At 52.6% G+C, this 26,937-nt stretch carries 28 protein-coding genes and 1 pseudogene; 15 read left to right on the top strand and 14 right to left on the bottom strand.

All coding sequences use genetic code 11. From position 1 onward, the window contains the following. Window positions 1-45: 45 nt before the first annotated feature. Window positions 46-927, top strand: a complete 882-nt coding sequence (gene htpX, locus H650_RS04105; protein WP_044489388.1) for a protease HtpX — start codon at window positions 46-48, stop codon at window positions 925-927. 179 nt (window positions 928-1,106) lie between these two features. On the opposite strand, the gene H650_RS04100 is transcribed toward htpX, so the two are convergent. Then, window positions 1,107-2,480, bottom strand: coding sequence for an MFS transporter (locus H650_RS04100; RefSeq protein ID WP_020454092.1), 1,374 nt, complete (start codon window positions 2,478-2,480; stop codon window positions 1,107-1,109). A gap of 177 nt (window positions 2,481-2,657) precedes the next feature. Here H650_RS04100 and kdgR point away from each other — a divergent pair, with 177 nt between their 5' ends. Beyond that, window positions 2,658-3,449 carry a DNA-binding transcriptional regulator KdgR gene (kdgR, locus tag H650_RS04095; protein WP_017456967.1) on the top strand — a complete coding sequence of 264 codons (792 nt, stop codon included), beginning with the start codon at window positions 2,658-2,660 and terminating at the stop codon, window positions 3,447-3,449. A 49-nt stretch (window positions 3,450-3,498) separates the two neighbouring features. On the opposite strand, the gene H650_RS04090 is transcribed toward kdgR, so the two are convergent. Further along, window positions 3,499-3,738, bottom strand: a complete 240-nt coding sequence (locus tag H650_RS04090; protein WP_020454091.1) for a YobH family protein — start codon at window positions 3,736-3,738, stop codon at window positions 3,499-3,501. Window positions 3,739-3,899: 161 nt separating this feature from the next. Here H650_RS04090 and mgrB point away from each other — a divergent pair, with 161 nt between their 5' ends. From mgrB to rlmA, 6 genes and pseudogenes are all read left to right on the top strand, one after another. Continuing rightward, a complete protein-coding gene (mgrB, locus tag H650_RS24355) occupies window positions 3,900-4,043 on the top strand; it encodes a PhoP/PhoQ regulatory lipoprotein MgrB (RefSeq protein WP_017456969.1) in 144 nt (47 codons plus the stop codon). A gap of 74 nt (window positions 4,044-4,117) precedes the next feature. Continuing rightward, window positions 4,118-4,405 carry a YebO family protein gene (locus H650_RS04080; RefSeq protein WP_020454089.1) on the top strand — a complete coding sequence of 96 codons (288 nt, stop codon included), beginning with the start codon at window positions 4,118-4,120 and terminating at the stop codon, window positions 4,403-4,405. A gap of 18 nt (window positions 4,406-4,423) precedes the next feature. After that, window positions 4,424-5,413: an MBL fold metallo-hydrolase gene (locus tag H650_RS04075; protein WP_020454088.1), complete on the top strand. Its 990-nt coding sequence runs from the start codon at window positions 4,424-4,426 to the stop codon at window positions 5,411-5,413. Window positions 5,414-5,924: 511 nt separating this feature from the next. Beyond that, window positions 5,925-6,066, top strand: a pseudogene (locus H650_RS25145) (DUF2627 domain-containing protein). Window positions 6,067-6,078: 12 nt separating this feature from the next. Then, complete coding sequence (cspE, locus tag H650_RS04070; RefSeq protein ID WP_001062678.1) at window positions 6,079-6,288, top strand: transcription antiterminator/RNA stability regulator CspE; 210 nt, start codon at window positions 6,079-6,081, stop codon at window positions 6,286-6,288. Window positions 6,289-6,428: 140 nt separating this feature from the next. Beyond that, window positions 6,429-7,244, top strand: coding sequence for a 23S rRNA (guanine(745)-N(1))-methyltransferase (rlmA, locus tag H650_RS04065; protein WP_020454087.1), 816 nt, complete (start codon window positions 6,429-6,431; stop codon window positions 7,242-7,244). On the opposite strand, the gene mntP is transcribed toward rlmA, so the two are convergent. The 5 genes from mntP to manX all read right to left on the bottom strand — a co-directional run bounded on the left by mntP (window position 7,241) and on the right by manX (window position 11,387). Further along, a complete protein-coding gene (gene mntP / locus H650_RS04060) occupies window positions 7,241-7,807 on the bottom strand; it encodes a manganese efflux pump MntP (protein WP_020454086.1) in 567 nt (188 codons plus the stop codon). The two genes, rlmA and mntP, sit on opposite strands and share 4 nt — an antisense overlap. 375 nt (window positions 7,808-8,182) lie before the next feature. After that, entirely contained in the window at window positions 8,183-8,641 is a 459-nt protein-coding gene (locus tag H650_RS04055) for a DUF986 family protein (RefSeq protein WP_020454085.1), read from the bottom strand. Window positions 8,642-8,696: 55 nt separating this feature from the next. After that, window positions 8,697-9,548 (bottom strand): PTS mannose transporter subunit IID, encoded by an 852-nt coding sequence (locus H650_RS04050; protein WP_020454084.1) that lies wholly within the window; start codon window positions 9,546-9,548, stop codon window positions 8,697-8,699. Between the two features lie 12 nt (window positions 9,549-9,560). Continuing rightward, window positions 9,561-10,361, bottom strand: a complete 801-nt coding sequence (locus H650_RS04045) for a PTS mannose/fructose/sorbose transporter subunit IIC (RefSeq protein WP_017456976.1) — start codon at window positions 10,359-10,361, stop codon at window positions 9,561-9,563. A gap of 63 nt (window positions 10,362-10,424) precedes the next feature. Then, entirely contained in the window at window positions 10,425-11,387 is a 963-nt protein-coding gene (gene manX, locus H650_RS04040; protein ID WP_020454083.1) for a PTS mannose transporter subunit IIAB, read from the bottom strand. A gap of 457 nt (window positions 11,388-11,844) precedes the next feature. Between manX and yoaE the strand changes: the two genes are divergently transcribed. Continuing rightward, on the top strand, window positions 11,845-13,404 hold the full coding sequence (gene yoaE / locus H650_RS04035; protein ID WP_020454082.1) for a CNNM family cation transport protein YoaE: 1,560 nt from the start codon (window positions 11,845-11,847) through the stop codon (window positions 13,402-13,404). Window positions 13,405-13,407: 3 nt separating this feature from the next. Here yoaE and pdeD read toward each other — a convergent pair whose 3' ends face one another. The 4 genes from pdeD to pabB form a co-directional block, all read right to left on the bottom strand. Further along, complete coding sequence (gene pdeD / locus H650_RS04030; protein ID WP_020454081.1) at window positions 13,408-15,006, bottom strand: cyclic di-3',5'-guanosine monophosphate phosphodiesterase PdeD; 1,599 nt, start codon at window positions 15,004-15,006, stop codon at window positions 13,408-13,410. A 158-nt stretch (window positions 15,007-15,164) separates the two neighbouring features. Continuing rightward, entirely contained in the window at window positions 15,165-16,529 is a 1,365-nt protein-coding gene (gene sdaA / locus H650_RS04025) for an L-serine ammonia-lyase (protein ID WP_044489386.1), read from the bottom strand. Window positions 16,530-16,703: 174 nt separating this feature from the next. Further along, a complete protein-coding gene (locus tag H650_RS04020) occupies window positions 16,704-17,282 on the bottom strand; it encodes a CoA pyrophosphatase (protein WP_020454079.1) in 579 nt (192 codons plus the stop codon). Window positions 17,283-17,285: 3 nt separating this feature from the next. Next, window positions 17,286-18,638 carry an aminodeoxychorismate synthase component 1 gene (pabB, locus tag H650_RS04015; RefSeq protein ID WP_020454078.1) on the bottom strand — a complete coding sequence of 451 codons (1,353 nt, stop codon included), beginning with the start codon at window positions 18,636-18,638 and terminating at the stop codon, window positions 17,286-17,288. An 84-nt stretch (window positions 18,639-18,722) separates the two neighbouring features. On the opposite strand from pabB, the gene H650_RS04010 reads away from it, so the two are divergent. After that, window positions 18,723-18,905: a YoaH family protein gene (locus H650_RS04010; protein WP_017456983.1), complete on the top strand. Its 183-nt coding sequence runs from the start codon at window positions 18,723-18,725 to the stop codon at window positions 18,903-18,905. Here the strand turns inward: H650_RS04010 and H650_RS04005 are convergent, their stop codons facing one another. Continuing rightward, window positions 18,906-19,250 carry a RidA family protein gene (locus H650_RS04005; protein ID WP_020454077.1) on the bottom strand — a complete coding sequence of 115 codons (345 nt, stop codon included), beginning with the start codon at window positions 19,248-19,250 and terminating at the stop codon, window positions 18,906-18,908. Window positions 19,251-19,363: 113 nt separating this feature from the next. Here H650_RS04005 and yoaA point away from each other — a divergent pair, with 113 nt between their 5' ends. From yoaA to rnd, 5 genes are all read left to right on the top strand, one after another. Continuing rightward, on the top strand, window positions 19,364-21,274 hold the full coding sequence (gene yoaA / locus H650_RS04000; RefSeq protein ID WP_020454076.1) for a DNA repair helicase YoaA: 1,911 nt from the start codon (window positions 19,364-19,366) through the stop codon (window positions 21,272-21,274). Between the two features lie 58 nt (window positions 21,275-21,332). Beyond that, a complete protein-coding gene (gene tsaB, locus H650_RS03995; protein ID WP_020454075.1) occupies window positions 21,333-22,028 on the top strand; it encodes a tRNA (adenosine(37)-N6)-threonylcarbamoyltransferase complex dimerization subunit type 1 TsaB in 696 nt (231 codons plus the stop codon). 36 nt (window positions 22,029-22,064) lie between these two features. Next, window positions 22,065-22,658, top strand: coding sequence for a Slp/YeaY family lipoprotein (locus tag H650_RS03990; protein WP_020454074.1), 594 nt, complete (start codon window positions 22,065-22,067; stop codon window positions 22,656-22,658). Window positions 22,659-22,864: 206 nt separating this feature from the next. Continuing rightward, window positions 22,865-24,550, top strand: coding sequence for a long-chain-fatty-acid--CoA ligase FadD (fadD, locus tag H650_RS03985; RefSeq protein WP_020454073.1), 1,686 nt, complete (start codon window positions 22,865-22,867; stop codon window positions 24,548-24,550). Window positions 24,551-24,619: 69 nt separating this feature from the next. Beyond that, window positions 24,620-25,747 carry a ribonuclease D gene (rnd, locus tag H650_RS03980; protein ID WP_020454072.1) on the top strand — a complete coding sequence of 376 codons (1,128 nt, stop codon included), beginning with the start codon at window positions 24,620-24,622 and terminating at the stop codon, window positions 25,745-25,747. 89 nt (window positions 25,748-25,836) lie between these two features. Here the strand turns inward: rnd and minE are convergent, their stop codons facing one another. Together minE and minD are read right to left on the bottom strand one after the other, a co-directional pair. Beyond that, window positions 25,837-26,103, bottom strand: coding sequence for a cell division topological specificity factor MinE (gene minE, locus H650_RS03975; protein WP_017456990.1), 267 nt, complete (start codon window positions 26,101-26,103; stop codon window positions 25,837-25,839). A gap of 3 nt (window positions 26,104-26,106) precedes the next feature. Further along, on the bottom strand, window positions 26,107-26,919 hold the full coding sequence (gene minD / locus H650_RS03970) for a septum site-determining protein MinD (protein WP_017456991.1): 813 nt from the start codon (window positions 26,917-26,919) through the stop codon (window positions 26,107-26,109). Between the last annotated feature and the right edge of the window lie 18 nt (window positions 26,920-26,937).

The following is a 26,937-nucleotide window of genomic DNA, read 5'->3' as shown; positions in this document are numbered from 1 at the left end:
GTAATCGCATAGTGCGTTTTGTTAAGTCGAGGTTAAAAGAAAATTATGATGCGAATCGCGCTCTTCCTGTTGACTAACCTGGCCGTCATGTTGGTGTTCGGTCTGGTGCTTAGCCTGACGGGCATTCAGTCGAGCAGCGTTCAGGGCTTGTTAATTATGGCGCTGCTGTTTGGTTTTGGCGGCTCGTTCATTTCGCTGTTGATGTCGAAATGGATGGCGCTGAAATCTGTCGGTGGTGAAGTGATTGAACAGCCACGTAACGATATGGAGCGCTGGCTGATTGACACCGTTGCCCGGCAGTCTCGCCAGGCGGGTATCGCGATGCCGCAGGTGGCTATTTACCATGCGCCGGATATCAATGCCTTCGCAACCGGTGCGCGCCGTGATGCTTCGCTGGTTGCTGTCAGCACCGGCCTGCTGCAAAACATGAGCCGCGATGAGGCCGAAGCCGTTATCGCCCATGAAATCAGCCACATCGCAAATGGCGACATGGTCACCATGACGCTGATCCAGGGTATCGTGAACACCTTTGTTATCTTCATTTCACGTATCATTGCGCAAATAGCGTCAGGTTTCCTCAGTGGCAACCGTGATGATGGCGAAGAAACTAACGGCAACCCGCTGATCTACTTCGCTGTTGCAACCGTGCTGGAGCTGGTGTTTGGTATTCTGGCGAGCATTATCACCATGTGGTTCTCGCGTTACCGCGAATTCCATGCCGATGCCGGATCTGCAAAATTGGTTGGCCGTGAGAAGATGATTGCTGCCCTCCAGCGTTTGAAAACCAGTTATGAACCGCAGGAAGCAAGCAGCATGATGGCTTTCTGTATCAACGGTAAGTCAAAATCGCTGAGTGAACTGTTCATGACTCACCCGCCGCTGGATAAACGTATTGAAGCATTGCGTTCTGGCGAATATCTGAAATAACAGGTTAGCTGGGCAATAAAAAACGCGTCAAATGACGCGTTTTTTATTGCCCAGCTAAAACCACGTTCTGTGGATGCGGTAAGCACTAGATTGAGTTTTGCCCTACAGCATCCGGATTTAAAGCTTACCGAACGGGCAGGGCGTTAATTCCTTCGACGATGTGCTATACAAGCGATTCTTTACTCACTGGCGCGCGGCTGTGTAATACGTAGACTGCTGATTACGGCGGCGATCGTGGCGAGTGTTCCTGCCAGTAGCAACGAGATATGCGTCCCATGTGTTTCAAAAAGATTAAACATCAACGCTACCAGCGCAGCTCCGGCGCTTTGTCCCAGCAACCTCGCCGTACCCAGCATGCCGCTGGCACCACCGCTGCGCTGTCGTGGCGCTGCAGTGATAATAGTGTGGTTGTTGGGCGACTGAAACAGACCGAAACCTGCACCGCATAATGCCATTCGCCAGATGATATCAGTATCAGCCGGTGCCGATGGTAGCAACGCCAGTGCAAATAACCCGCCCGCCATCATGACCATTCCTAACCCACCCAGAAGCCCGGCATGAACGCGCTCAATCAGATATCCTGCCAGCGGAGCCATTACCATTGTCGCCAGCGGCCAGGGCGTTAACAGCAAACCTGTTTCCACTTCACTGCGCCCAAGCACCGTCTGCAAAAAGAAGGGCAGGGAAACCAGTGCCAGCATCTGTGCGCAAAATGAACAGACCGAAGTGCCAATCGACAAAGAAAAAAGCGGGATCCGCAGCAAATCTACTGGTAATAAGGGCACCGGTAATTTCAACTGTCGGCGAATAAAAAGTGAGCCAATCAGCAACAATGCGGCCAACTCCACCAACACTAACACCGTGGATTGCCCCTGTGCGAAGCTGCTAAGAGCAGTGATTAACAGGCCGAATGTCAGCGCGTTCATCACTGCGCTGGGCAGGTCGAATTTAGGTTTTGCACTGCGTGCCGCATTGGGAGGTAAATATTTTATTGCCAGCAGCAAGGCGAGAATACCCAGCGGTACATTGATCAGGAATAACCATTGCCAGGAAGCAACAGAAAGAATGGCCGCTGCAATGGTCGGCCCTGCTGCAGATGATACGGCGACAACGAACGAGTTAATGCCCATGCCGCGTCCCAGGCTTCGATAGGGGTAAATCAGCCGAATGAGCGCAGTATTAACGCTCATCAGCGCGGCACCGCCAAAGCCCTGCGCAACACGCGCTAGTGTCAAGGTCAATAACGAGTCGGAAAGCGCGCAAAATAGCGAGGTAAGCGTAAAGAGCACCAGGCCGCATTGATAAACCCGGCGATAACCAAACATATCGCCAAGGAATGAAAGGGTCAGTAGTGAAACGACGATCGCAATTTGATAGGCATTCACAATCCAGATTGAACTGGCAGCGGAAGCATTGAGATCCCGGGCAATGGTCGGTAGAGCAACGTTTGCAATTGCACCGTCCAGCACGGCCATGGCGATGCCAATAATAATTGTCAGAATTGCGCCGTAACGCTGTGGAATGGGCAAGCCATCAAGGGAAGTTTTATCCATGGAAATTTCAGGGCTAATGTCACAAAGTTATTTGTATAATAATTCTATCATTGGCATTCCGGTTTTATGTCGCAGATTTGTAACGAAGTTGACAAACGCGCATTGCGGTGACCGGATGACGAATTTATAATAAAAACCGATTCTGAATTTTATAAAACACAGGCGATGAGGTGATTAATGGCAATCGCAGATTTGGACAAGCAGCCAGATTCTGTCTCTTCTGTATTGAAGGTATTTGGCATTCTGCAGGCGCTCGGAGAAGAGCGTGAAATCGGCATCACCGAGCTTTCGCAACGTGTCATGATGTCGAAAAGCACCGTTTATCGCTTTTTGCAAACCATGAAATCGTTAGGTTATGTCGCGCAGGAAGGGGAGTCTGAAAAATATTCCCTGACGCTGAAGCTTTTTGAGCTTGGCGCGCGCGCATTGCAAAACGTTGATTTGATCCGCAGCGCGGATATCCAAATGCGTGAGCTTTCTCGTCTGACGAAAGAGACCATCCACCTGGGCGCGCTGGATGAAGATAGCATCGTCTACATCCATAAAATTGATTCAATGTACAATCTGCGCATGTATTCGCGCATTGGTCGCCGTAATCCGCTGTACAGTACCGCGATTGGCAAAGTCCTGCTGGCATGGCGCGATCGTGAAGAAGTGAAGCAGATTCTTGAAGGTGTTGAGTATAAGCGCAGCACTGAGCGCACTATCACCAGTACCGAAGATCTGTTGCCGATGCTGGATATTGTGCGTCAGCAGGGGTATGGCGAAGACAACGAAGAACAGGAAGAAGGCTTACGCTGTATTGGCGTACCGGTTTTTGACCGTTTCGGCGTTGTGATTGCTGGTTTAAGTATTTCTTTCCCGACATTGCGCTTTTCGGAAGAACGCCTGCATGAGTACGTAGAAATGCTGCACAATGCCGCGCGTAAAATTTCCGAACAGATGGGTTATAACGACTATCCGTTCTGAATGAAGATAAAAAAAGCCGCCTGAAGAGGCGGCTTTTTTGCGTAAAGGATTAGCCGTTATCGACTACGGTATCGCTTTTACGCAACAGTGGGCAGTTTGCCAGACCCAAAAAACCATTACTGGAATGCACATATTGTGCGGTACTGGTGCCTCGTGCAGTAGCATATTTACATTGCAATCCCAGCCCAGCAGCGTTTTCCGTACTGTTAATCAACACCCCGTAACCGCTCAGCAAGAGCCCAATCCACAGCAGCGCCAGAATAATAACGCTTCGTATGAGTGTACGCATATTTGCTCCTTGCACATCGGTAGACTGTATCACAAGGCTACGGTATTTACCTGGTGAAACAAGTCCAGCATTCCTAAAAATACCGAAAGGAGATACAGTTAGTCGCGGTTTAAGGAAGCCATGATAACCTGGTTACACCTTGCAACGTATCGGAGAGTGGAGTGAGAAAATATAGATGGCTGATTCTGGCTGCCGTATTGGTAGTCTGCCTGCTGCTCTGGACTCAAATGCTTAACGTAATGTGTGATCAAGATGTACAATTCTTCAGCGGCATCTGCGTCATCAATAAATTCATCCCCTGGTAATGGCATTTTTTCAGTGAGAGATTTCCTTCCTTGACGTCAGTGGTAGAATGCCGCGTCTATATAGAGGTGGTGAAATGAACGAAGTATTAAATTCAGGCGCGATCAACCTTGCGTCCATAGTCCTTTCTTTGGTGGTTCTGCTTGTCGGTCTGGTTTTGTGGTTCTTTATCAATCGTGCCAGTTCACGTACGAATGAACAAATCGAGTTACTCGAAGCTCTGCTGGATCAGCAAAAACGACAAAATGCCTTGCTGCGCCGGCTGTGCGAGTCAAATGAACCTGAAAAAGAAGAAGCGGTTGAGCCAGTAAAAGCGCAACAAAAAGGCGATGATGATTTCATTCGCCTGGTCGCAGAGCGCTAGCCAGACCGGGAGTGCGAGATGGCGTGGAGAAACCCCTGGTATAACCCTGCAATCTCGCACCACACGCCGGAAGGTTTTAACCATTCGGCCTCTGTCGCCCATCAAGCCGGAGATGTTAAGCGCTGGCGGAAAGAGCGCAAAGCCGCCGGGCTTCCCAGACCACCCTCCAGTGGTTACCCGGGGTTTATCGAACAGTGGTGGCAAAAAGCCAATATTATTGGTGATGATGATGGCCTCTGGTGGTTAGGCCATGCCAGTATGCTCTTGCGCCTGCAGGGCCAATATCTCCTCACCGATCCCGTCTTTTCCCACCGTGCTTCACCTGTTAGTTTTGCGGGTCCTCAGCGGTGTACACCGCCAGCACTCGCGATTGCCGACATTCCGCAACTGGACGCGATCTTAATTTCCCACAACCACTACGATCACCTGGATGCGTGGACGGTGCGTGCGCTGCTGCGTCGCTTTCCGGATGTGCATTTCTTTGTGCCTCTGGGGGTGGGCGATTGGCTTAGTCGTCGCGGTGCGCAGCATGTTACTGAGTTAGACTGGTGGCAAAGTTTTACATTTCAGGGAATGACCTACACCGCGGTGCCTGCACAACATTGGAGCATGCGCACTTTGTGGGATCGCAATCGCTCGCTGTGGTGCGGCTGGGTCATTGAATCATCCACGCAGCGTTTTTGGTTTGCTGGTGATACAGGTTACACGCCAGAATTGCTCACTATTCCTCAACGATTAGGTCAACTGGATATTATCGCGCTGCCGATTGGGGCTTATGCGCCACGCTGGTTTATGGCAATGAATCATATGGATCCACAAAGCGCTGTCGCGCTTTGGCAACAACTGGGGGCACCACTTGCGATTCCCATTCATTGGGGTGTATTTGAGCTGGCGGACGAATCGCTTGATGAGCCTGTAACAGAGTTACAGCGAGCATTAACCGAAACGGCAGCAGAGAATGATAACTTTCGGATCTTAAAAATTGGGCAGTATTTGCCCTTTTGTTAATTCAGCCTCTCCTCCAAAAAGATGAGTTCTTTTATAATCATGTTGTTTTATTTATATCGAAACGTTTTCTTTGCCTTTTTATGAGGCAGTGTCATCATAATTTCATTATTTTGGTGCACAACTTTGCTTATTTGCACAAGAAATATCCATACCGGTTTAAGGTAATAGTTTCTCCGATGCGTATATTTGTTTAAGAATCTTCCTAGTCTTAGAAAAAAGCATAAGTATGCGCAAAAAGTTCTTACGATATACGCTATATGCATAGCGGGGAGGGAGCTGACATGGAGCAACGGAACTTATTGAGCTATAGTAATAAATTGGCTGCTTTGAGTATTGGTATTGGTGTTCAGAGCGTCTGTTATAGCGTTCAATGTTATGCATAAACGTGCACAACAAGTCTCGGTTCCTGTTGAATTTGTGCGACGGATCCAGACATGTTTAAAAATGGCTTGCCATAATTTACGTATTATGTGATAACACGTTTTGGGTCAATCGAGGTACAGTTCTGTTTATGTGTGGCATTTTCAGTAAAGAAGTCCTGAGTAAACACGTTTCGTTGAATACAGCTTCTCTGCCGAACCTTATATTAGTGCCTCAAGCAGTAATGTCTCAGTTTTCTCAGTCAATGCCTGCGGGCGAAGTATATACATTAAGGAATTTTGCAAATGGCAAAGATTAAAGGTCAAGTTAAGTGGTTCAACGAGTCTAAAGGTTTTGGTTTCATTACTCCGGCTGACGGCAGCAAAGATGTATTCGTACACTTCTCTGCGATCCAGGGTAACGGCTTCAAAACTCTGGCCGAAGGCCAGAACGTTGAGTTTGAAATTCAGGACGGCCAGAAAGGCCCGGCTGCAGTTAACGTAACTGCTATCTGATTTCGACACCCCTGAGCTTGAAGCGCGTGTAGCGCATCAATGTCAGACATAAAGCCTCGCCTTAGTGCGGGGCTTTTTAATTTCCACGGCATAACAAATGGCGGTACACTTTCGCCCTTTAAGAACGCCCCGGAGTTTTTATGGCTTTCAGTTGTCCGCTCTGCCACGAACCTTTGCACCGTCGAGATAAATCCTTCTTTTGCGCACAGCGACATCAGTTTGATATTGCGAAAGAGGGGTATGTCAATCTTTTGCCCGTTCAGCATAAACGCTCGAAAGATCCTGGTGACAGTGCGGAGATGATGCAGGCGCGCCGTGCCTTTCTGGATGCGGGGCATTACCAGCCACTGCGTGATGCGATTGGCGACATTTTGCATGCGCGGCTACCGTCGTTAGCCGATGCGGTGCTGGATATAGGCTGTGGAGAAGGGTATTACACCCAGGCGTTTGCCGCGATTGCTCAGCGACATGGTGCACAAATGTTAGGTCTGGATGTTTCAAAAGCGGCGATCCGTGCGGCGGCAAAACGCTATTCGGCGATCATGTTTTGTGTTGCATCCAGCCACCGCTTGCCTTTTGAGGATGGTTGCATTGACGGGCTGGTGCGTATTTATGCGCCCTGTAATGCGCAAGAACTGGCACGCGTAATGAAACCAGAAGGTATTGTTATCACTGCATCACCTGGGCCACGCCATCTGATGGAACTTAAGGGGCTCATATATGATGAGGTGCATTTACACGCGGAAAACAGCGGCGATATTGCGGGATTCAAACTGCTGGAACAGCGATCGCTCTCTTATGAGATGATATTGACGGGCCAGCAAGCCGTGGCGTTATTGCAGATGACGCCTTTTGCCTGGCGGGCAAAACCGGAGGTGTGGGAAAAGTTAGCGGCAATGGAGCAGTTTCACTGCCAGACCGATTTTACGATCCACTGTTTACAGCGGGAAAGTTAAGCGGCGAAATGGCTCCACAAGATCTGCGCGCCAATGCCAATGAGTACGATCCCACCGAGGATCTCGGCGCGCTTTCCAAGCAAGGGGCCAATAAAGCGACCAATCATTATTCCTAACGTGGACATAATAAAAGTGGCGCAGCCAATCGCCAGCGCAGTTGCGAGAATATTGACTTGCAGGAACGCGAGGCCAACGCCAACAGCCATCGCGTCGAGACTGGTAGCAATTGCGGTGGTTACCAGCAACCAGAAACCATGACGATGGGGCGTTTCCACTTCACAGTCGTCATCGCCACGTATTCCCTCAAGCACCATTCGGCCGCCGAGAAACACCAGCAGCACAAACGCTATCCAGTGGTTCCATTCCAGGACGAATTTTGTGGCCAGCAGGCCCAGCCCCCAGCCAATGAGCGGCGTCAGGGTTTCAATCACGCCAAAGATAAGGCCAGTGCGCAATGCTTCGGAAAACTTCGGTTTATGTAAGGTGGCGCCCTTACCGATAGAAGCCGCGAACGCATCCATCGACATGCCAAAAGCGAGGAGAAGAGTGGCAGATAAATTCATGTGAGCGTCCTGACCGGGAATTCCATATAACACATCTCTGCCCCCAGTAAACAGCAGTTGATGTGCCAATGGTCTCGCCTGACTGATGATTTCAGTCCGTACGCGCCACGTTTTGCAACGAGTATGTTGACACGTACATTTCCAGGTGGTGGAAATCGGCTACTCCCCAACGACGGACGCACCTTAACATATTTTGAGAATATAAAACAACAACGGCAATATATAATGTTGCTTGCCGTGTGATAACGATTAGCATTTAGATTTTTTGGTGAAAGTTACGTTAATAAATATAAGTAAATCTCCCATCAATATAGCAACGGCTATAACTCTGATGATTATTTACGCGGAGCGATTTTCGCCCTCTCAAATGCTAACTTACTGAGTTTTAAGTAAAACATTTGAGATCTTTTCCAGGTCGTCGATATTTCGTACGCGAATCAGCAAACGTCGTTGCTCTAATTGCATCACTAACACACCATCTTCCGATAAATTCATCTCTTTTATACGGCTATATTCAATCCAGGCATTAGCAAAGAAAAAACCACGCATTTTAAAGATGATTTTGGGGGCGCGGATCCAGAATAGATAAATACCCAGCAAAGCCAGGGCAAATAATAACCACATGGTTAATGATGAACCGCCATTGGCTGTGTTGTTATAGATAAGGATCACCAGTAGGCCGACAAAAATTGCGCCATCGGTACGGCTTCTGCGTAACAGGGGAACTGCCAGGAGCGTGGCACCATTGCGGCGTGGCATGATGAATTCATCATAGATGGCGAAAGCCAGCAGGGCGGCGATAAACAGTACCAATACGATATCCGTAATCGTCATTGTTTCTCCTTACATAAAAAAACCGGGGGCAAGCCCCCGGTTATCACATCACATATTAAAGACCCAGAAGACCGATAGCGTAACCCACAATCCCGATGACGAAGAAGCCAACGATGATCCACAGCGGGTTAACTTTCTTACGCAGCAGCCACATACAAGCGAAAGTCAGCAGCAGCGGTACCAGGCCCGGCATCAATTGATCGAGAATGGTTTGTACTGTCGTAACGTTGGTTTTACCGGTCTGATCGGTAATTTCTGATACCACCAGTGGAATGTTCACATGCGTCCACTTGTTAACCAACGCCCCCATAACAAACAGGCCGAGAATTGACGCCCCCTCGGTCAGTTTTTGCAGGAAACCACCGCCCATATCTTTAACAATATCGATACCTTTACGGTAGCCGTACGCCACGCCGTAATAACGTGTTGCCAGACGGACGATATTGAACAAGACGAAGAACAGCAGTGGCCCGAGCAGGCTACCGCTCATGGCAATCCCTGCTCCGAGCGCTGCAAATACCGGGCGAACCGTACCCCAGAAAATCGGGTCACCGACACCGGCCAGCGGCCCCATCAGACCAACTTTAATACCGTTAATCGCGCCATCGTCGATCTCTGCACCATTCGCACGCTGCTCTTCCATTGCCAGCGTAACGCCCAGTACCGGCGCTGCAACGTACGGATGGGTGTTAAAGAACTCCAGATGACGTTTAATGGCCTGACGGCGCGCTTCGTTATTTTCCGGGTACAGGCGTTTAATCGCCGGCACCATCGAGAAGCAGAAGCCCAATGCCTGCATGCGTTCGAAGTTCCATGACCCCTGGAACAGGTTAGAACGCAGGAACACGCCACGAATGTCACTCTGGGTGAGTTTTTTCTCAGTCGGAGTTTTTGTCATATCAACCATGTCGTTCACCTGTTAATCCAGTTCGTTATCAAGATCGTTGGAACCCGCAGCCGGAGCAGCGCCGCCTGCTGAACGGTTATATTTCGGGCTGAGCTGAATGTAGAGGATCGCCATGACTGCACCGATAACACCCAGCGAGACGAGGTTGAAATTGGTGAATGCCGCCGTCACGAAGCCGAGATAGAAGAACGGCATCAGGTAGCCTGCGCGCATCATATTGATGACCATCGCATAACCTACCACCACGATCATACCACCGGCGATATTCAGACCGCTGGTCACGACTTCAGGAATGGCGTTCAGCATGCTCTGAACTTCACTGGTACCGACAGAGATAGCGACAATGACCGCCGGGATAGCGATACGCATAGCTTGCAGGAACAGGGAAGAGACGTGGATCCAGGAAAGTGCCGTCAGGTTGCCGGTTTCGGCTGCCTTATCCGCGGCATGCTGGAAGCCGACGGTAATGGTACGAACAATAATGGTCAGAACCTGGCCTGCTGCCGCCAGCGGAATGGCCAGCGCGATACCGGCACCGATGCTCTGATGACCGCCAATGACCAGAATGGTCGAGATAATCGACGCCAGCGCCGCATCGGGAGCGACCGCCGCACCGATGTTCATCCAGCCCAGAGCAATCATTTCCAGCGTACCGCCGATAATAATACCGGTTTTCATATCACCCAGAACGATGCCCACCAGCGTACATGCCACCAACGGACGGTGGAACTGGAATTCATCGAGTATCGACTCCATACCGGCAATACACGCGACGACGAACACCAGCACAATCTGAAGAGTGGTAATCTCCATTGTACTTCTCCTATAGCTAAATCAGACGTAAGTGTGAAAACTGAGTCAATCAGGCCGCCGCGGTTATTTCGCCACTTTGCTGATTAAATCCATCATTTTCAGTTTCGGATCGTTTGAAACTTTGCGGACTTCCAGCTCAATATTGCGTTCGTTCAATTTCCTGAAGGCGGCAATATCTTTCTCGTCCACCGAAACTGCGTTATTCACCTGGGTTTTACCCTGACGATAAGCCATACCGCCAATGTTGACGGAGGTGATTTTTACCCCTTCTTCAACGACGCGCAGCACGTCAGTCGGATTGGTGAACAACAGCATCACGCGCTCGCCCGCGTATTTAGGGTTGTTGTACACACGCACCATTTTGGCGACATCAACGACATGCGCCGTCACACCTGGAGGCGCAACCTGAGTCAGCAGAGTTTTACGGACATTATCTGCTGCCACTTCGTCGCTCACGACGATAATACGCGTAACGTTAGTCTCTTTTGTCCAGCGGGTAGCAACCTGGCCATGGATCAGACGGTCATCGATACGGGCAAGGCCGATAACCATATAATCATTAGGCCCCATGGGTTTGGCCGGTGCTGCCGCTTTCGGTGCCACAGGAGCCGGTGTGGGTTTTGCCACCGGTTGTGCTTTCAGCGCTTTCACACCTTCACGTCCGGTCTCCACCGCCAGCGCCACCAGTTCGTCAAACGTCGGGTTGTCATCCCGGGCCATCAGTGTTTCCACCAGCATCGGAATATTGACGCCAGCAATAACTTCATAATGCTCTTTATCGACGACAATACGGCTGGCAGCGTTAAACGGACTGCCGCCCCATGTATCAACGAGAAACAGCACACCTTTGCCGGTATCCAGCTTCGCCAGCTGTGCGTTGTACTTTTCGATCAACGTTTCCGCATTTTCACCGGGAACAAAATCAATCCAACCGACGTTCTCCTGCTCGCCCAGCAGCATCTCGGCGGTTTTGAGCAACTGTTCCGCAGCCCAACCATGTGTGCCTATAACAATAGCAATGGTCACTTGCTACCTCCTTCTTCTTGTCGTTAACACACCATTAATTGATGTATTGTGAATCTGTCCCGGTAACGGTAAACCGAATCGATTCAGATAAGGGTTAAAGAGAACACCTATGACTTTCGGGAATTATTTTAGATAGCGAAAAAATAATTTATGTGATGAAGATCCGTAATTTAGGTTTCCTCTTCGTGAAATTTCGAAGCGCAAAATATCCACACAAATTGCAAATTCCGGTAAATCTTTGCAAATGCCAAAGTCTCTCTGATATGTTTATCCTCCGTTTAATGAGTCAGGAGTATAGGGCAGCAGCCCACCGTATGGATCGTCACCGACGTCAGTTCACTTTTTGGCCTTCTCGTGCCACGCAGCCCGGCGTTTTCCGCCATTTCCCATCGACGTTCAATGTCACATTTGTGCGTTTGTGCACACTGAATAACGCATCTCTTCTCAGGAGCCTGTCATGGAATTCTTAATGGATCCCTCGATTTGGGCGGGATTATTGACGCTGGTTGTTCTGGAAATTGTTCTCGGTATCGACAACCTGGTGTTTATTGCCATCCTTGCCGACAAACTGCCGCCGAAACAGCGTGATAAAGCGCGTCTCATTGGTCTGTCGCTCGCGTTGGTGATGCGACTGGGGCTGTTATCGCTGATCTCGTGGATGGTCACGCTGACACAACCGCTTTTTTCCGTCTGGGATTTCACCTTCTCCGGGCGCGATCTGATTATGTTATTCGGCGGTGTGTTCCTGCTATTCAAGGCGACGACGGAGCTGCACGAACGGCTGGAAAACCGCGAGCATGACAGCGGGCATGGCAAAGGCTACGCCAGTTTCTGGGTAGTGGTCGTGCAGATCGTTATTCTTGACGCCGTCTTCTCACTCGATGCGGTCATCACCGCAGTAGGCATGGTCAATCACCTGCCGGTAATGATGGCGGCTGTCGTTATTGCGATGGCAATGATGCTGCTTGCGTCAAAACCGCTGACGCGTTTTGTGAACCAACATCCCACGGTGGTCGTGCTCTGTCTGAGCTTCCTGCTGATGATTGGTTTGAGCCTGGTGGCTGAAGGTTTTGGCTTCCATATTCCGAAAGGTTACCTGTACGCGGCGATTGGTTTCTCTATCATCATTGAGTTCTTTAACCAGATTGCGCGCCGCAACTTTATTCGCCATCAGTCGCATCTGCCGCTGCGCGCCCGTACGGCTGATGCCATCCTGCGTTTAATGGGCGGCCGCCGTCAGTCGAACCCGCAAATTGAAGCTGATAGCCAGGCTTCAGTACCGGTGCCGGAAGGGGCGTTTGCGGAAGAAGAGCGTTATATGATTAACGGCGTATTAACGCTGGCCTCACGCTCGCTTCGCAGCATTATGACGCCGCGCGGTGATATCAGTTGGGTGGATGCCAACCTCGGTGTTGAACAGATCCGCCAGCAACTGCTGTCCTCGCCGCACAGCTTGTTCCCGGTTTGCCGTGGTGAGCTGGATGAAGTCATTGGCATTGTGCGCGCAAAAGAGATACTGGTGGCGCTGGAAGAGGGCGTGGATGTTGCGGCGATCGCTTCGGCAACACCGGCGATTGTGGTGCCGGAGACGCTGGATCCGATTAAGCTGCTGGCCGTATTGCGCCGGGCGCGCGGGAGTTTTGTTATCGTCACCAATGAGTTTGGTGTCGTGCAAGGCCTGGTAACGCCGCTGGACGTGCTGGAAGCTATCGCCGGTGAATTCCCGGACGCGGATGAAACGCCAGAAATCGTTGCCGATGGTGACGTCTGGCTGGTGAAAGGCACCACAGACTTGCATGCGCTCCAACACACGCTGGGCCTGGACAACTTCATCGATGAAGACGAAGACATTGCCACCGTGGCGGGTCTGGTGATTGCCGCGCGAGGGCAAATCCCGCCAGTGGGCGAAACCTTCGAAATGGCACCGTTGCATATCACCGTGATGGAAGCCAACGATTACCGTGTTGATCTGGTCCGTATTGTTAAAGAGCAACCTGCTCACGACGAAGAAGAGTAATCTTTACCCCGGCATTAACGGCGCGACATGGCCGTTATGCCGTTCCGGCGGCGGGGAGATATTCCCCGCCAGCCAGGCCGGAAAATCCTTCACCGGCATCGGTGCTGCAAAAAGAAAACCCTGCAACATATGTACACCCTGTTGACGTAAATACAGCGCTTGTTGCGTTGTCTCCACTCCTTCCGCGACCAGCTCAATATTCAGCCGTTGGCCGAGCGCGATAATCATATCGGTCACCGTCGAGTTTACTGCATCCGTACCAATAGCCGCGGTATAAGACTTATCAATTTTCAGGATGTCCGGGTGTAATTTCTCCAGCCACGAAAGTGAACTATTACCCGTACCGAAATCATCAATGGCAATCTTCGCGCCATGGCGATGAAGCTCACGCAGCATGCGGGATTCGACATCCAGCAACGCATCGCGCTCCGTGAGTTCAATGGTTAACTGCTGGGCAGGATTTTTGTTAAACCAGAGCTGGACGAGATCTTTTAACAATTCACCGTGGCGCAAATGGCTTGGTGCGGCGTTGATGCCGATATGAAAGTGAGGATCATCAGGAAAGAGCGCCAGTTGACGCTGGGTTTCAGCCAGCACATAACGTGTCAGTGGGGCAATCAGATGCTGCTCTTCGGCAATCGGGATAAATATCTCCGGCGGGATCCAGCCCTGACGCGGATTGTGCCAGCGCAACAAAATTTCGACGCCCGCACACTGCATATTGTGTGCATTGAGTAATGGCTGGCAAAACAGCTCAAACTCATGCCCGGCAAGCCCGAGGTTTATCTCGCGGGAAAAGCTCATCCGGCTGGCGGTGGCAAACCAGGCAATAAAACCGGTCAATAAACTCATCATCAGCGCCAGCGGCAACTGCGAAGGCAAATGCCACAGCGCCAGTCGCGTAGAACCCGGCCCGGTTACGCTAATGGTAAAAGGAAAATGGGCAGATGTACGCTGGTAGCGCTTTTCGTTTTCCAGCGGCGGCAAGTTATCCAGCACACCTTTGCCTTCGACCAGATGTTTGCCGCCGACGCTGAGGCTGACGCTGGTAATCAATGGCGCTTGCGGCTCCAGCATTAAATTACTCAGCAGCTCAATATTTACCGCCTCCATCACGCCACTTTGTCCGTCCTCACTGGTGGGATACCACATGATCAAGATAGGGCGATCTTTTAGCAGTGACTGATCGGTGGTGAGCACCAGCTTTTGCGAACGTGAAGGCAGCGAGGGCTGAAGTTGGTGAATGGCAACATCGCGCTGGCCAAAGATACTCGAACAGTAGAGCGTTCCGTGCTGAATCAGGCCGATAGAGCGCACGGTTTGCAGGCTTGCTGCCAGCTTGCGAAGCTGCAGGTGAATATCGCTACAGGGAATGCCAACCAGCGGCACCAGCACACTGCGACCCGCCTCCAGCGGCAGCATCAATCGCTCAAGGGTTTTAACCGCGTGGTTGGTAAAGGCGTAAATACGCTGATGATTTAAATTACGCTCCGAAATAAAGCGAAACGTGAGGGTTAAAAATAGTGCGACAGCGCCAACCAGCACGCAAACAATGGCGCGCCGTCGTCGGTAACTTTTAATGATCCGTTGAGCCGTCTGCATGCCGCTGCCGCCTGTAAAATCCCTGACCTGATTTCCATGCCAGAACACTCAAAGTGTAGTGGGGAATTACCGGAGCGACGATAAATCGGTGAAAGCTCACTCAACTGCAGTAAACATGAAAAAACGCCGTTCGGCTGAACGGCGTTGATAAGCAAGAATTAATCACACTGTACTTTGATGGCTAGCCCGCCACGCGATGTTTCACGGTATTTGGCGTTCATATCTTTACCGGTCTCATACATCGTTTCGATCACTTTATCGAGCGAAACGCGCGGCGCGCTGGTTCGGCGCATTGCCATGCGTGAGGCGTTAATCGCTTTCACTGAAGCAATAGCGTTACGCTCAATGCACGGCACCTGGACTTGCCCGGCCACCGGATCGCAGGTCAGGCCAAGGTTGTGTTCCATGCCAATTTCCGCCGCCACGCAAACCTGTTCCGGGCTGGCGCCCAGCAGTTCTGCCAGACCCGCCGCAGCCATCGAACAGGCAACGCCCACCTCGCCCTGGCAGCCAACTTCGGCACCAGAAATGGAAGCGTTCATTTTATACAATGCGCCGATAGCGCCAGCGGCGAGAAAATAGCGGATATAAATATCCGGGCTGACGGATTCGATAAAGTGGTCGTAATAGGCCAGCACCGCCGGAACGATACCGCAGGCACCGTTAGTTGGTGCGGTTACCACGCGGCCACCGGCGGCGTTTTCTTCGTTAACCGCCAGCGCAAACATGTTCACCCAGTCGATAACGTTCATTGGATCGCTGGAGAGCTTATCGCTGGCAACCAACATGCGGCGCAGTGCGGAAGCACGGCGCGGAACGCGCAGCGGCCCCGGTAATACGCCTTCCGTATTCATGCCGCGATCGATACAGGCGCGCATGGTGGACCAGACATTACCGAAGTACTCTTCAATCTCTTTTTTCGAGTGCAATGCCAGTTCGTTCTGCATAACCATGCCAGAAAGCGACAAGCCGGTTTCTTTGCAATACTCCAGCATCTGGGTAGCGGAATTGAACGGATAAGGGACATCGACCGAGCTGGTGGTCTCTTTACCAAAATGCTCTTCATCGACGATAAAGCCCCCGCCGATGGAATAATAGGTTTTGCTGTAAATGACGCTTTCGCCATTCAGCGCGGTGATACGCATGCCATTCTCATGCAACGACAGGTTATCGCTGTGAAAACGCATCCCGTCATCTTTCGGGAAATCGACTTCATGACGCCCCTGCGCCAGCAACAGACGACCGCGATTTTCCACATCACGGATAAAACCCGGAATTGCATCGATATCGACTGTGGCCGGCTCGTTACCCGCCAGTCCCATAATGATCGCGATATCGGTATGGTGGCCTTTCCCGGTAAGGGAGAGCGAGCCGTACACATCCACTACCACGCGGGTGACGTCATCCAGCAATCCTTTTTCGACCAGATCATCGACGAACTGCTTACCGGCCTTCATCGGGCCTACAGTGTGGGAAGATGAGGGACCAATCCCCACCTTAAACATGTCGAATAGACTAATCACATTAACGCTCCTGACAGGGTTACCGGCGTTTCCAGTAACGATGTAATAACTGCGCATAGTGTAAGAGGGAAGGCCATCATCAGCTTAACTATTCACATGAATTAAACTAATGGCTAACCCTGATTTTACTAATAGCGCGTACGCTGTCACAAAAGTGCTATATGTAAAGTATAGTCAAGGTCTGCGCCCAATCTGCAGCGCCAGCGAGCGAATAATTCCTGCCGTCATGCCCCAGACAAAATAATGCTGATACCAGGATAACCACACCCGATGCGCATTGCCGTGGCGGTGGATATCCAGCGGATGATAGCGGCCAAGACGCAGTGCTTCGGCGAGCGGCATTTCAAACACCGCCGCCACTTCATCTTCACTGGCGTGATAGGGCAAATCCGGCGGGATAATGCCGACCACCGGCGTAACCTGAAAACCGGTCACGCTATCAACCGGCGGCAAAACGCCAATCACCTCGACGGCCTCAGGCGGAATGGCGACCTCTTCCTGCGCTTCGCGCAGTGCCGCAGCGATTAGCGACGCATCCGTGCTGTCAACCGCGCCACCGGGGAACGCTACCTGACCGGCATGCTTGCGAAGCAGAGGCGAGCGTTGCGTCAGTAATAAGCCGGGCTGCTCACGGCGCACGACCGGCACCAGTACCGCCGCCTGACGTGTATTTGCCACCGCCGGGTTGAGTTGCGGGCGTAAAAGCTGAAAGCGCGATAAAAAATCATCCAGAGTTAAAGCCGGTTGCTCCACGAATCATCTCTCCAGTTGCCGCAGGATACGGTTAACTTTATCAAAAGTTTCCTGATACTCCGCCTCTTCCTGGCTGTCGGCCACAATACCGCCGCCTGCGGAACAGTAAATTTTCCCCGCACAGGCGCTGAGCGTGCGAATGGTGATGCTGGTATCCATGTTCCCGCAGAAACTGAGATAACCAATCGAACCGCACCAGGCGTTACGCCGCTGCGGTTCAAGCTCATCGATAATTTCCATCGCCCGCACTTTCGGTGCGCCGGTGATCGAGCCGCCCGGAAACGCCGCGCGCAGCAGATCGCTGGCATGGCGTCCGGCGGGCAATTTCGCCGTTACAGTGCTGACCAGATGGTGCACGGCAGGAAAAGGTTCGACCACGAACAGTTCCGGCACGCGCACCGACCCCGGTGTCGCCACGCGACCGATATCGTTGCGCATCAAATCAACAATCATCAGGTTTTCGGCCTGATCTTTCGGTGAGGCGGCGAGTTTCTGTGCCTGCTGCGCATCGGCCTGCGGGTCGGCAAGCCTTGGCAACGTGCCTTTAATCGGCCGTGTTTCGATATTGTCGCGTTCAAGGCGAATAAAACGCTCCGGCGACAGGCTCAGGATCGCGCCGTGTTCAAGGCGTAGAAAAGCGCTGAACGGCGCGCGGTTTTCGCGATTGAGTTGGCTAAACGCCAGCCACTCATCCCCGCAATAGTCGGCAGCAAAACGTTGCGCCAGATTGACCTGGTAGCAGTCGCCGCTGTGTAACCATGCCTGAACCTGGCGGAATTTTTCGCCATATTCGCCACGCGTCATATTGGCCTGCCAGGCGGAAGTCAGCCGAAACGGTTGGCGCTGCGGTTCACTTTGCGCCTGTAACCATGCCAGCCTGGCGTTAACATCGCTATGGCTGAGCAATGTCACACGCTGCAACTGATGATCGACAATCAGCGCCCAGTCATAAATCCCGACCGCCATATCCGCGATGCGAATGTCCTGTTCGGCAATTGCAGGCAGCTTTTCGAAACGACGGCCTAAATCATAGCCAAACAGCCCCAGTGCACCGCCCTGAAACGGCAGATCGGCATGAGGTTCGCATCGAAACGGGTAAGCATCCAGACGTTGTTGCAGCAGGTGTAGCGGATCTTCCTGCGATATCTCGCTACCATTAAGGGTAGTGGCCTCGCCGTGTGTCGTTAGTGTCTCCAGCGGATCGGCAACCACAATATCAAAACGACTGTGCGGATGTTCAGCATGGCCAGAATGCAACAGCATGGCCCAGGGCTGGTGGCTGAGTGGCGCAAAGTAGTGTTCGGCGGCGTCCTGGCGCCACGGCAGCGAAATAACGGCGGGGGATAACGTCTTCATTGATCCTGACTCATGTGCGTCTGCGCTGGTGAAGCGGGCCGACGCATGGAATAATTAGCGCCAACAATTTAGCAGGAGTTGACAATGTTTGCAGGTTTACCTTCCCTCAGCCACGAGCAGCAGCAAAAAGCGGTAGAGCGTATCCAGGAATTAATGTCCGGTGGCATGAGCAGCGGGCAGGCGATTGCGCAGGTTGCTGAAGAGTTACGCGCCAGCCATACCGGCGAACGGATCGTGGCGCGCTTTGAAGATGACGATGACGAGTAATTACACCGCGGCGATGATTTTGATTTCCACTTTATAACGCGGGTTCATCAGTTTTGCCTGCACGGTGCAGCGCACCGGTGCATGGCCCGCAACAACCCAGGCATCCCACGCTCTATTCATGGCGGCGAAGTCGTCGCCATCGGCCAGAAAAATGGTGGCATCAAGAATGCGCGTTTTATCGCTGCCTTGCTTGAGCAGAACCGCATCAATTTGCGCCAGCGTGTTGGCCGTCTGTTCAAACGCATCGGCATCGAGGTTTTCCGGCACGCCAGTGTAGTAAAGCGTCTGATTGTGGATAACCACATCAGACCAGCGGTCTGCCGCATCAATACGCACAATTGTCATTGTCTTTTCCTTCTTATTGGCCATGAATTCGCGGGCAAGAGTGCCATAAAAACCTGGCTGGCGTAAATCCGCTCACCCTGACATAATCACTGGCGATTTAACCAGGGGGTAGTGTGACGGACGATTTTGCAACAGACGGCCAGTTAGCCAAAGCCATTGCGGGATTCAAACCGCGTGAACCGCAGCGCCAGATGGCGCAAGCCGTCACACAGGCGATTGAGAATACGCAGCCGCTGGTGGTGGAAGCGGGCACCGGTACCGGTAAAACCTACGCCTACCTCGCGCCTGCGCTGCGCGCCGGGAAAAAAGTGATCATCTCCACCGGTTCGAAAGCCTTGCAGGATCAGCTTTACAGCCGCGATTTACCCACCGTCGCCAAGGCGCTTGAGTTCACCGGGCGTACCGCGCTGCTGAAAGGGCGCTCCAACTACCTCTGTATTGAACGTCTGGAGCAGCAAGCGCTGGCCGGTGGCGATCTGCCGGTACAAACGTTAAGCGATGTGATTTTGCTGCGCTCCTGGTCGAATCAAACCACCGATGGTGACATCAGTACCTGCGTCAGTGTGGCGGAGGATTCGCAGGCGTGGCCGCTGGTGACCAGTACCAACGATAACTGTCTGGGTAGCGACTGCCCGATGTATAAAGACTGTTTCGTGGTCAAAGCACGTAAAAAAGCGATGGATGCCGACGTGGTGGTGGTCAACCATCACCTGTTTCTTGCCGATATGGTGGTGAAAGAGAGCGGCTTCGGGGAGCTGATCCCGGAAGCCGAAGTGATGATCTTTGACGAAGCGCACCAGCTTCCTGATATCGCCAGCCAGTATTTTGGTCAGTCACTCTCCAGCCGCCAGCTTCTTGATCTCGCTAAAGATTTCACCATTGCCTACCGCACCGAACTGAAAGATACCTCGCAGTTACAGAAGTGCGCCGATCGTCTGGCGCAGAGCACGCAGGATTTTCGCTTGCAGTTAGGTGAGCCGGGTTATCGCGGTAACCTGCGCGAGCTACTGGCAGATGCGCATATTCAACGTGCGCTGTTGCTGCTCGATGATGCGCTGGAACTCTGTTACGACGTGGCGAAGCTGTCGCTGGGCCGCTCCGCACTGCTGGATGCCGCGTTCGAACGCGCGACGACATATCGTGCCAGGCTGAAACGGCTCAAAGAGATCAACCAGCCAGGTTACAGCTACTGGTATGAATGTACTTCACGTAACTTCACGCTGGCGTTAACGCCGCTGACCGTAGCGGATAAGTTTACCGAGGTAATGGCGCAGAAAAAGGGCAGCTGGATTTTCACCTCTGCAACGCTTTCCGTGAATGACGATCTGCACCACTTTACCGCGCGGCTTGGCATTGAAGGGGCGCAATCGCTGTTGCTGCCAAGCCCCTTTGATTATGAGCGCCAGGCATTGCTGTGCGTACCGCGCAATCTTCCGCAGACCAATCAACCAGGCGCTGCGCGCCAGCTGGCGGCGATGCTCAGACCGATGATCGAAGCCAACAATGGCCGCTGCTTTATGCTGTGCACCTCGCACGCCATGATGCGTGACCTCGCCGAGCAATTTCGCGCCACCATGAGCCTGCCGGTCTTGCTGCAGGGAGAAACCAGCAAAGGGCAACTGTTGCAGCAATTTGTGAATGCCGGTAACGCGTTACTGGTGGCAACCAGCAGTTTCTGGGAAGGGGTGGACGTGCGTGGTGACACGTTATCGCTGGTCATTATTGATAAGCTGCCGTTTACGTCTCCGGAAGATCCGTTGTTAAAAGCGCGGATGGAAGATTGCCGTCTTCGTGGAGGCGATCCGTTTGATGAAGTTCAGCTGCCGGACGCGGTTATTACCCTGAAACAAGGCGTCGGGCGCCTGATACGTGATATTGACGATCGCGGCGTGCTGGTCATTTGCGATAACCGTCTGGTGATGCGCCCCTATGGCGCGGTGTTTCTCGCCAGTCTGCCGCCTGCGCCGCGAACCCGTGATATTCGCCGCGCGGTTGAATTCCTCGCCTCTCCCCCGGCGCAGTAATTTTCTGTGGACTGTGGTAAGATGCGCGCCATTTTGTTTTTCATGGACCGCTATACCCATGCGCATTCTGGCTATTGATACTGCCACAGAGGCTTGTTCTGTCGCCTTATGGAACGATGGAACCACCTTCGCTCACTTCGAACTTTGCCCACGCGAACACACGCAACGCATCCTGCCACTGGTCAGGGATGTGCTTGGCGACGCTGAACTTAACCTGACGCAACTGGACGCACTGGCGTTTGGTCGTGGTCCGGGAAGTTTTACCGGCGTGCGCATCGGCATTGGCATTGCGCAAGGGCTGGCGCTCGGCGCTGGCCTGCCGATGATTGGCGTTTCAACGCTGGCGACGATGGCGCAGGGCGCGTGGCGCAAAACGGGCGCGACCCGCGTGCTGGCGGCGATTGACGCACGTATGGGCGAAGTCTATTGGGCTGAATATCAGCGCGATGAAAATGGCGTCTGGCACGGCGAAGAGACGGAAGCGGTATTAAAACCGCAAGCCGTCATTGAGCGTTTGCAGCAGCTGGATGGCGAGTGGGCGATGGTTGGTACTGGCTGGCCCGCATGGCCTGAGATGGGCAACAACAGTACGGCAACCCTGCGTGATGGTGAGATCTTATTGCCCGCCGCGGAAGATATGCTGCCCATCGCTCGTCAACTGTTGGCTGCGCAGAAAACCGTCGCCGTCGAGCATGCCGAGCCGGTTTATTTGCGTAACGAAGTGGCATGGAAGAAACTTCCTGGCCGGGAATGAATCTCAGTAGTATCCACTGGGGTAAGGAGTCGCATCATGGCGGGTCAAAAAAAGGGTGTGCGCGGATTGCTGGCAGGGCTGGCAATTGCGGTATTAAGCGGTTGTGTTTCTGTGCCTGACGCGATTAAAGGAACCAGTCCCACGCCGCAGGACGATTTAGTGCGCGTGATGAGTGCGCCGTCGCTGTATGTCGGCCAGGAAGCCCGTTTCGGTGGCAAAGTGGTGGATATTCAGAATCAGCAGGGGAAAACCCGGCTTGAGATCGCTGCCGTACCGCTCGACAGCGGCGCGCGTCCGGTTCTGGGCGAGCCATCCGTTGGGCGAATTTTTGCTGATGTGAACGGTTTTCTCGATCCGGTCGATTTCCGCAATCAGCTGGTCACCGTGGTTGGCCCGATAACCGGCACGGCAGACGGCAAAATTGGCAACGCGCCGTATAAATTTATGGTGATGCAGGCAAATGGTTACAAACGCTGGCGGTTAACCCAGCAGGTGATGTTACCGCCGCAGCCAATCGACCCGTGGTACTGGGGGCCGGGGCCGCATCCGCATGCGTGGCACGGCGGGTACGGTGGATGGGGTTGGTTCCCCCCTGAACCTGCGCGAGTTGAGACGGTCGTAACAGAGTAATTTCTTGTTTTATCAGGAAAACGAAACAGCGGCTAAGCCGCTGTTTTTTATATTGGGCTTTGTATAAGAAAAATAATTAGTGACGCGCTTCGCAACCTTCAATCCGCTTAATTAATAAACTGGTACGCTGAGTTAATATTATGTTAACGACTTGTTTATTAACTGGGGTTGTGATGACCAAGAATACTCATTTTAGAGGTGATGCATTGAAGAAGGTTTGGCTAAACCGGTATCCCGCCGATGTTCCGGCGGAGATCAATCCTGACCGTTATCAATCCCTGGTTGAATTATTTGAACACTCCACGGCGCGTTACGCCGACCAGCCTGCGTTTATCAACATGGGCGAGGTCATGACGTTCCGTAAACTTGAAGAGCGCAGCCGGGCGTTTGCGGCTTACTTACAGCAGGGGCTGGGGCTGCAAAAAGGCGATCGCGTCGCGTTGATGATGCCGAACCTGTTGCAATACCCGGTCGCGCTGTTTGGTATCTTGCGCGCCGGGATGATCGTGGTGAACGTCAACCCGCTTTATACGCCGCGTGAACTGGAACATCAGCTTAATGACAGCGGTGCTGCCGCGATTGTTATTGTGTCGAATTTCGCCCATACGCTGGAAAAGATCGTTGATAAAACGCAGGTGCGGCATGTCATTTTGACGCGCATGGGCGACCAGCTTTCCCCGGCAAAAGGGACGCTGGTGAACTTCGTGGTGAAATACGTGAAACGGCTGGTGCCCAAGTATCATCTGCCGGACGCCATCTCCTTCCGTCGGGCGCTGCAGACCGGTTACCGCATGCAGTACATCAAACCGGAAGTGGTCGCCGACGATCTCGCCTTCCTGCAATACACTGGCGGCACAACCGGCGTGGCAAAAGGGGCAATGCTGACGCACCGCAATATGCTGGCAAACCTTGAACAGGTGAACGCGACTTACGGGCCGTTGCTGCATCGCGGGAAAGAGCTGGTGGTCACTGCGCTGCCGCTGTACCACATTTTCGCCCTGACCATGAACTGCCTGCTGTTTATTGAGCTCGGCGGGCAAAACTTATTGATCACCAACCCGCGCGATATTCCGGGGCTGGTGAAGGAGCTTGGCAAATATCCGTTTACGGCCATGACCGGCGTGAATACGCTGTTCAATGCCTTGCTGAATAACGACGATTTCCGCAAGCTGGACTTCTCCTCGCTGCACCTGTCCGCTGGTGGCGGGATGCCTGTTCAGCAGGCGGTTGCCGATCGGTGGGTGAAATTAACCGGGCAGTATCTGCTGGAAGGTTACGGTCTGACCGAATGTGCGCCGCTGGTCAGTGTGAACCCGCATGATATTGACTACCACAGCGGCAGCATTGGCCTGCCGGTTCCCTCAACGGAAGCCAAACTGGTCGATGACGACAACAATGAAGTCTCACCTGGCGAACCGGGCGAGTTGTGCGTGAAAGGGCCGCAGGTGATGCTGGGATACTGGCAGCGCCCGGACGCCACGGATGAGATCCTGCGTGACGGCTGGCTGCACACTGGCGATATTGCGGTGATGGATGACGAAGGCTTCCTGCGCATCGTCGATCGCAAAAAAGATATGATTCTGGTTTCCGGTTTTAATGTCTATCCGAATGAAATCGAGGATGTGGTGATGCAACATGCCGGCGTGCAGGAAGTGGCGGCTGTCGGCGTACCGTCGGAAAACAGCGGCGAAGCGGTGAAGATTTTCGTGGTGAAAAAGGACGCCTCGCTGAGCGAAGAGGCGTTGATCGCTTTCTGTCGCCGTCAACTGACCGGATATAAAGTGCCGAAGCTGGTTGAATTTCGCAATGAACTGCCAAAATCGAATGTCGGTAAGATTTTAAGGCGAGAATTGCGTGACGAAGCGCGTGGCAAAGTGGACAATAAAGCCTGAGCTATGCGTGAGTCCCCTAACGCCGGTTAAGCCGGCGTTTTTTATGGGCGCAACTAAAGAGAAAATGACGTGAATTACCAGATGATAACGACGAACGATGCGCTGGCAGCAGTATGTGAAGCCGCCCGCGCATTTCCAGCGATTGCCCTGGACACCGAGTTTGTCCGCACCCGCACCTATTATCCGCAACTGGGGTTGATCCAGTTGTATGACGGTGAACATGTGGCGCTGATTGATCCGCTGACCATCACCGACTGGACGCCGTTTCGCGATTTGCTCATCAACACCGCCGTGACCAAATATTTGCATGCGGGAAGTGAAGATCTGGAAGTGTTCCTCAATGCGTTTGGCGTACAGCCACAGCCGATGATTGACACGCAGATCCTCGCCGCGTTCTGCGGCCGCCCGCTGTCGTGGGGCTTTGCAGCGATGGTGGAAGAGTTTACCGGGCTGGTGATTGATAAGAGCGAATCCCGTACTGACTGGCTGGCGCGTCCGCTGACCGAACGCCAGTGCGATTACGCCGCCGCCGATGTGTGGTACCTGCTGCCTATCGCCGGTAAATTGCTGGCGGAAACCGATCAGGCGGGAAGACTGGATGCCGCGCTGGATGAGTGCCGCCTGATGATGCAACGCCGCCAGGAAGTGTTAGCCCCGGAAGAGGCGTGGCGCGAGATTACCAACGCATGGCAATTACGTACGCGCCAGCTTGCCTGTCTGCGCTTACTTGCCGACTGGCGGCTGCGCAAAGCGCGTGAGCGCGATTTAGCCGTCAACTTTGTGGTGCGTGAAGAGAACCTGTGGGCCGTGGCGCGTTATATGCCTGGCAGTATGGGCGAACTGGACAGTATTGGTCTTTCCGGGAGCGAAATCCGCTTCCATGGCAAAACGCTGCTGGCGCTGGTTTCCCAGGCGCAGGCATTGCCGGAAGAGGCGCTGCCAGAGCCGCTGCTTAATCTGATGGATATGCCGGGTTATCGTAAAGCGTTCAAAGCTATCAAAGCGCTGGTGCAGACCATCAGCGAGAGTCAGGGGATTAGCGCTGAGCTGCTGGCATCACGCCGGCAGATTAATCAATTACTCAACTGGCACTGGAAATTGAAACCGCAAAATTCGTTGCCGGAATTGATTAGCGGCTGGCGTGGTGAATTGATGGCCGATCAGCTGAAAATATTACTTGCGGAATACCCGCGTTAAATACTGTAAATAAATACAGCTTATTTGCGGAAATAAAATAAAAAAGGCAGAAAATATTCTGCCTTTTTTTATCGCGGTACCTGGGAAATCTATTTTGTCTCTTCGGTTTCCGGTAGGGTGACGTTCAGTTCCAGAATGGAAATATCATCCCCTTTTTGCTCCAGTTGCACCGACACCATTTCCGGATCGATTTGCACATATTTGCAGATCACTTCCAAAATGTCCCGCTTCAACTGCGGTAAATAATGCGGTTCAGCATCGCTGCGGCGGCGTTCAGCAACAATTATCTGCAGACGCTCTTTCGCAATGCTAGCGGTGTTCTTTTTTCTGGAGAGAAAAAAGTCGAGTAATGCCATAACTTATCCTCCGAACAGGCGTTTGAGGAAACCTTTCTTCTCTTCTTCAATGAAGCGGAAAGGACGATCTTCTCCCAGCAGACGTTCCACGGCATCGGCATAAGCTTTGCCGGCGTCAGCATTGGTATCCAAAATAACCGGCTCACCCTGGTTCGACGCACGTAACACCGACTGATCTTCCGGGATCACGCCAATCAGTTTGATACGCAGGATTTCCAGTACATCTTCCATACTGAGCATGTCACCACGGTTTACGCGACCCGGGTTATAACGGGTGAGCAGCAGGTGCTCTTTAATCGGCTCTTCGCCATTTTCCGCGCGGCGGGATTTCGACGCCAGAATACCGAGAATTCGGTCAGAGTCGCGCACGGAAGAGACTTCCGGGTTGGTGGTAATAATCGCTTCATCAGCGAAGTAGAGCGCCATCAATGCGCCTGTCTCAATGCCTGCCGGGGAGTCGCAGACGATAAAATCGAAGTCCATTTTCTTCAGGTCTTCCAGCACTTTATCGACGCCTTCGCGAGTCAGAGCGTCTTTATCACGCGTTTGCGATGCCGGGAGAATGTAGAGGTTTTCAGTGCGTTTATCTTTGATTAACGCCTGATTGAGTGTGGCATCGCCCTGAATAACGTTAACGAAATCATAAACCACGCGGCGCTCACAGCCCATAATCAGGTCGAGGTTACGCAGGCCGATATCGAAGTCGATAACAACGGTCTTTTTGCCCTTCTGGGCTAAACCAGTAGCGATGGCCGCGCTGGAGGTGGTCTTGCCAACGCCCCCTTTACCCGAAGTAACAACAATAATGCGTGCCATAGGAGTTCCTTGTTAAAA

The sequence above is a fragment of the Enterobacter sp. R4-368 genome (genome assembly GCF_000410515.1).
In the GTDB taxonomy this organism is placed as follows: domain Bacteria; phylum Pseudomonadota; class Gammaproteobacteria; order Enterobacterales; family Enterobacteriaceae; genus Kosakonia.
This window is presented reverse-complemented; position numbering and strand designations above follow the sequence as displayed.

Excerpts from the sequence above, each read along its gene's own strand:
- minE (WP_017456990.1), bottom strand. The coding sequence starts at position 26,103 with ATGGCATTACTCGACTTTTTTCTCTCCAGAAAAAAGAACACCGCTAGC.
- H650_RS04100 (WP_020454092.1), bottom strand. The coding sequence starts at position 2,480 with ATGGATAAAACTTCCCTTGATGGCTTGCCCATTCCACAGCGTTACGGC.
- H650_RS04075 (WP_020454088.1), top strand. The coding sequence starts at position 4,424 with ATGGCGTGGAGAAACCCCTGGTATAACCCTGCAATCTCGCACCACACG.
- H650_RS04045 (WP_017456976.1), bottom strand. The coding sequence starts at position 10,361 with ATGGAGATTACCACTCTTCAGATTGTGCTGGTGTTCGTCGTCGCGTGT.
- mntP (WP_020454086.1), bottom strand. The coding sequence starts at position 7,807 with ATGAATTTATCTGCCACTCTTCTCCTCGCTTTTGGCATGTCGATGGAT.
- H650_RS04050 (WP_020454084.1), bottom strand. The coding sequence starts at position 9,548 with ATGGTTGATATGACAAAAACTCCGACTGAGAAAAAACTCACCCAGAGT.
- H650_RS03990 (WP_020454074.1), top strand. The coding sequence starts at position 22,065 with ATGGCGGGTCAAAAAAAGGGTGTGCGCGGATTGCTGGCAGGGCTGGCA.
- H650_RS04055 (WP_020454085.1), bottom strand. The coding sequence starts at position 8,641 with ATGACGATTACGGATATCGTATTGGTACTGTTTATCGCCGCCCTGCTG.
- pabB (WP_020454078.1), bottom strand. The coding sequence starts at position 18,638 with ATGAAGACGTTATCCCCCGCCGTTATTTCGCTGCCGTGGCGCCAGGAC.
- rlmA (WP_020454087.1), top strand. The coding sequence starts at position 6,429 with ATGGCTTTCAGTTGTCCGCTCTGCCACGAACCTTTGCACCGTCGAGAT.
- kdgR (WP_017456967.1), top strand. The coding sequence starts at position 2,658 with ATGGCAATCGCAGATTTGGACAAGCAGCCAGATTCTGTCTCTTCTGTA.
- H650_RS04010 (WP_017456983.1), top strand. The coding sequence starts at position 18,723 with ATGTTTGCAGGTTTACCTTCCCTCAGCCACGAGCAGCAGCAAAAAGCG.
- cspE (WP_001062678.1), top strand. The coding sequence starts at position 6,079 with ATGGCAAAGATTAAAGGTCAAGTTAAGTGGTTCAACGAGTCTAAAGGT.
- H650_RS04005 (WP_020454077.1), bottom strand. The coding sequence starts at position 19,250 with ATGACAATTGTGCGTATTGATGCGGCAGACCGCTGGTCTGATGTGGTT.
- yoaE (WP_020454082.1), top strand. The coding sequence starts at position 11,845 with ATGGAATTCTTAATGGATCCCTCGATTTGGGCGGGATTATTGACGCTG.
- pdeD (WP_020454081.1), bottom strand. The coding sequence starts at position 15,006 with ATGCAGACGGCTCAACGGATCATTAAAAGTTACCGACGACGGCGCGCC.
- H650_RS04090 (WP_020454091.1), bottom strand. The coding sequence starts at position 3,738 with ATGCGTACACTCATACGAAGCGTTATTATTCTGGCGCTGCTGTGGATT.
- tsaB (WP_020454075.1), top strand. The coding sequence starts at position 21,333 with ATGCGCATTCTGGCTATTGATACTGCCACAGAGGCTTGTTCTGTCGCC.
- htpX (WP_044489388.1), top strand. The coding sequence starts at position 46 with ATGATGCGAATCGCGCTCTTCCTGTTGACTAACCTGGCCGTCATGTTG.
- H650_RS04080 (WP_020454089.1), top strand. The coding sequence starts at position 4,118 with ATGAACGAAGTATTAAATTCAGGCGCGATCAACCTTGCGTCCATAGTC.
- minD (WP_017456991.1), bottom strand. The coding sequence starts at position 26,919 with ATGGCACGCATTATTGTTGTTACTTCGGGTAAAGGGGGCGTTGGCAAG.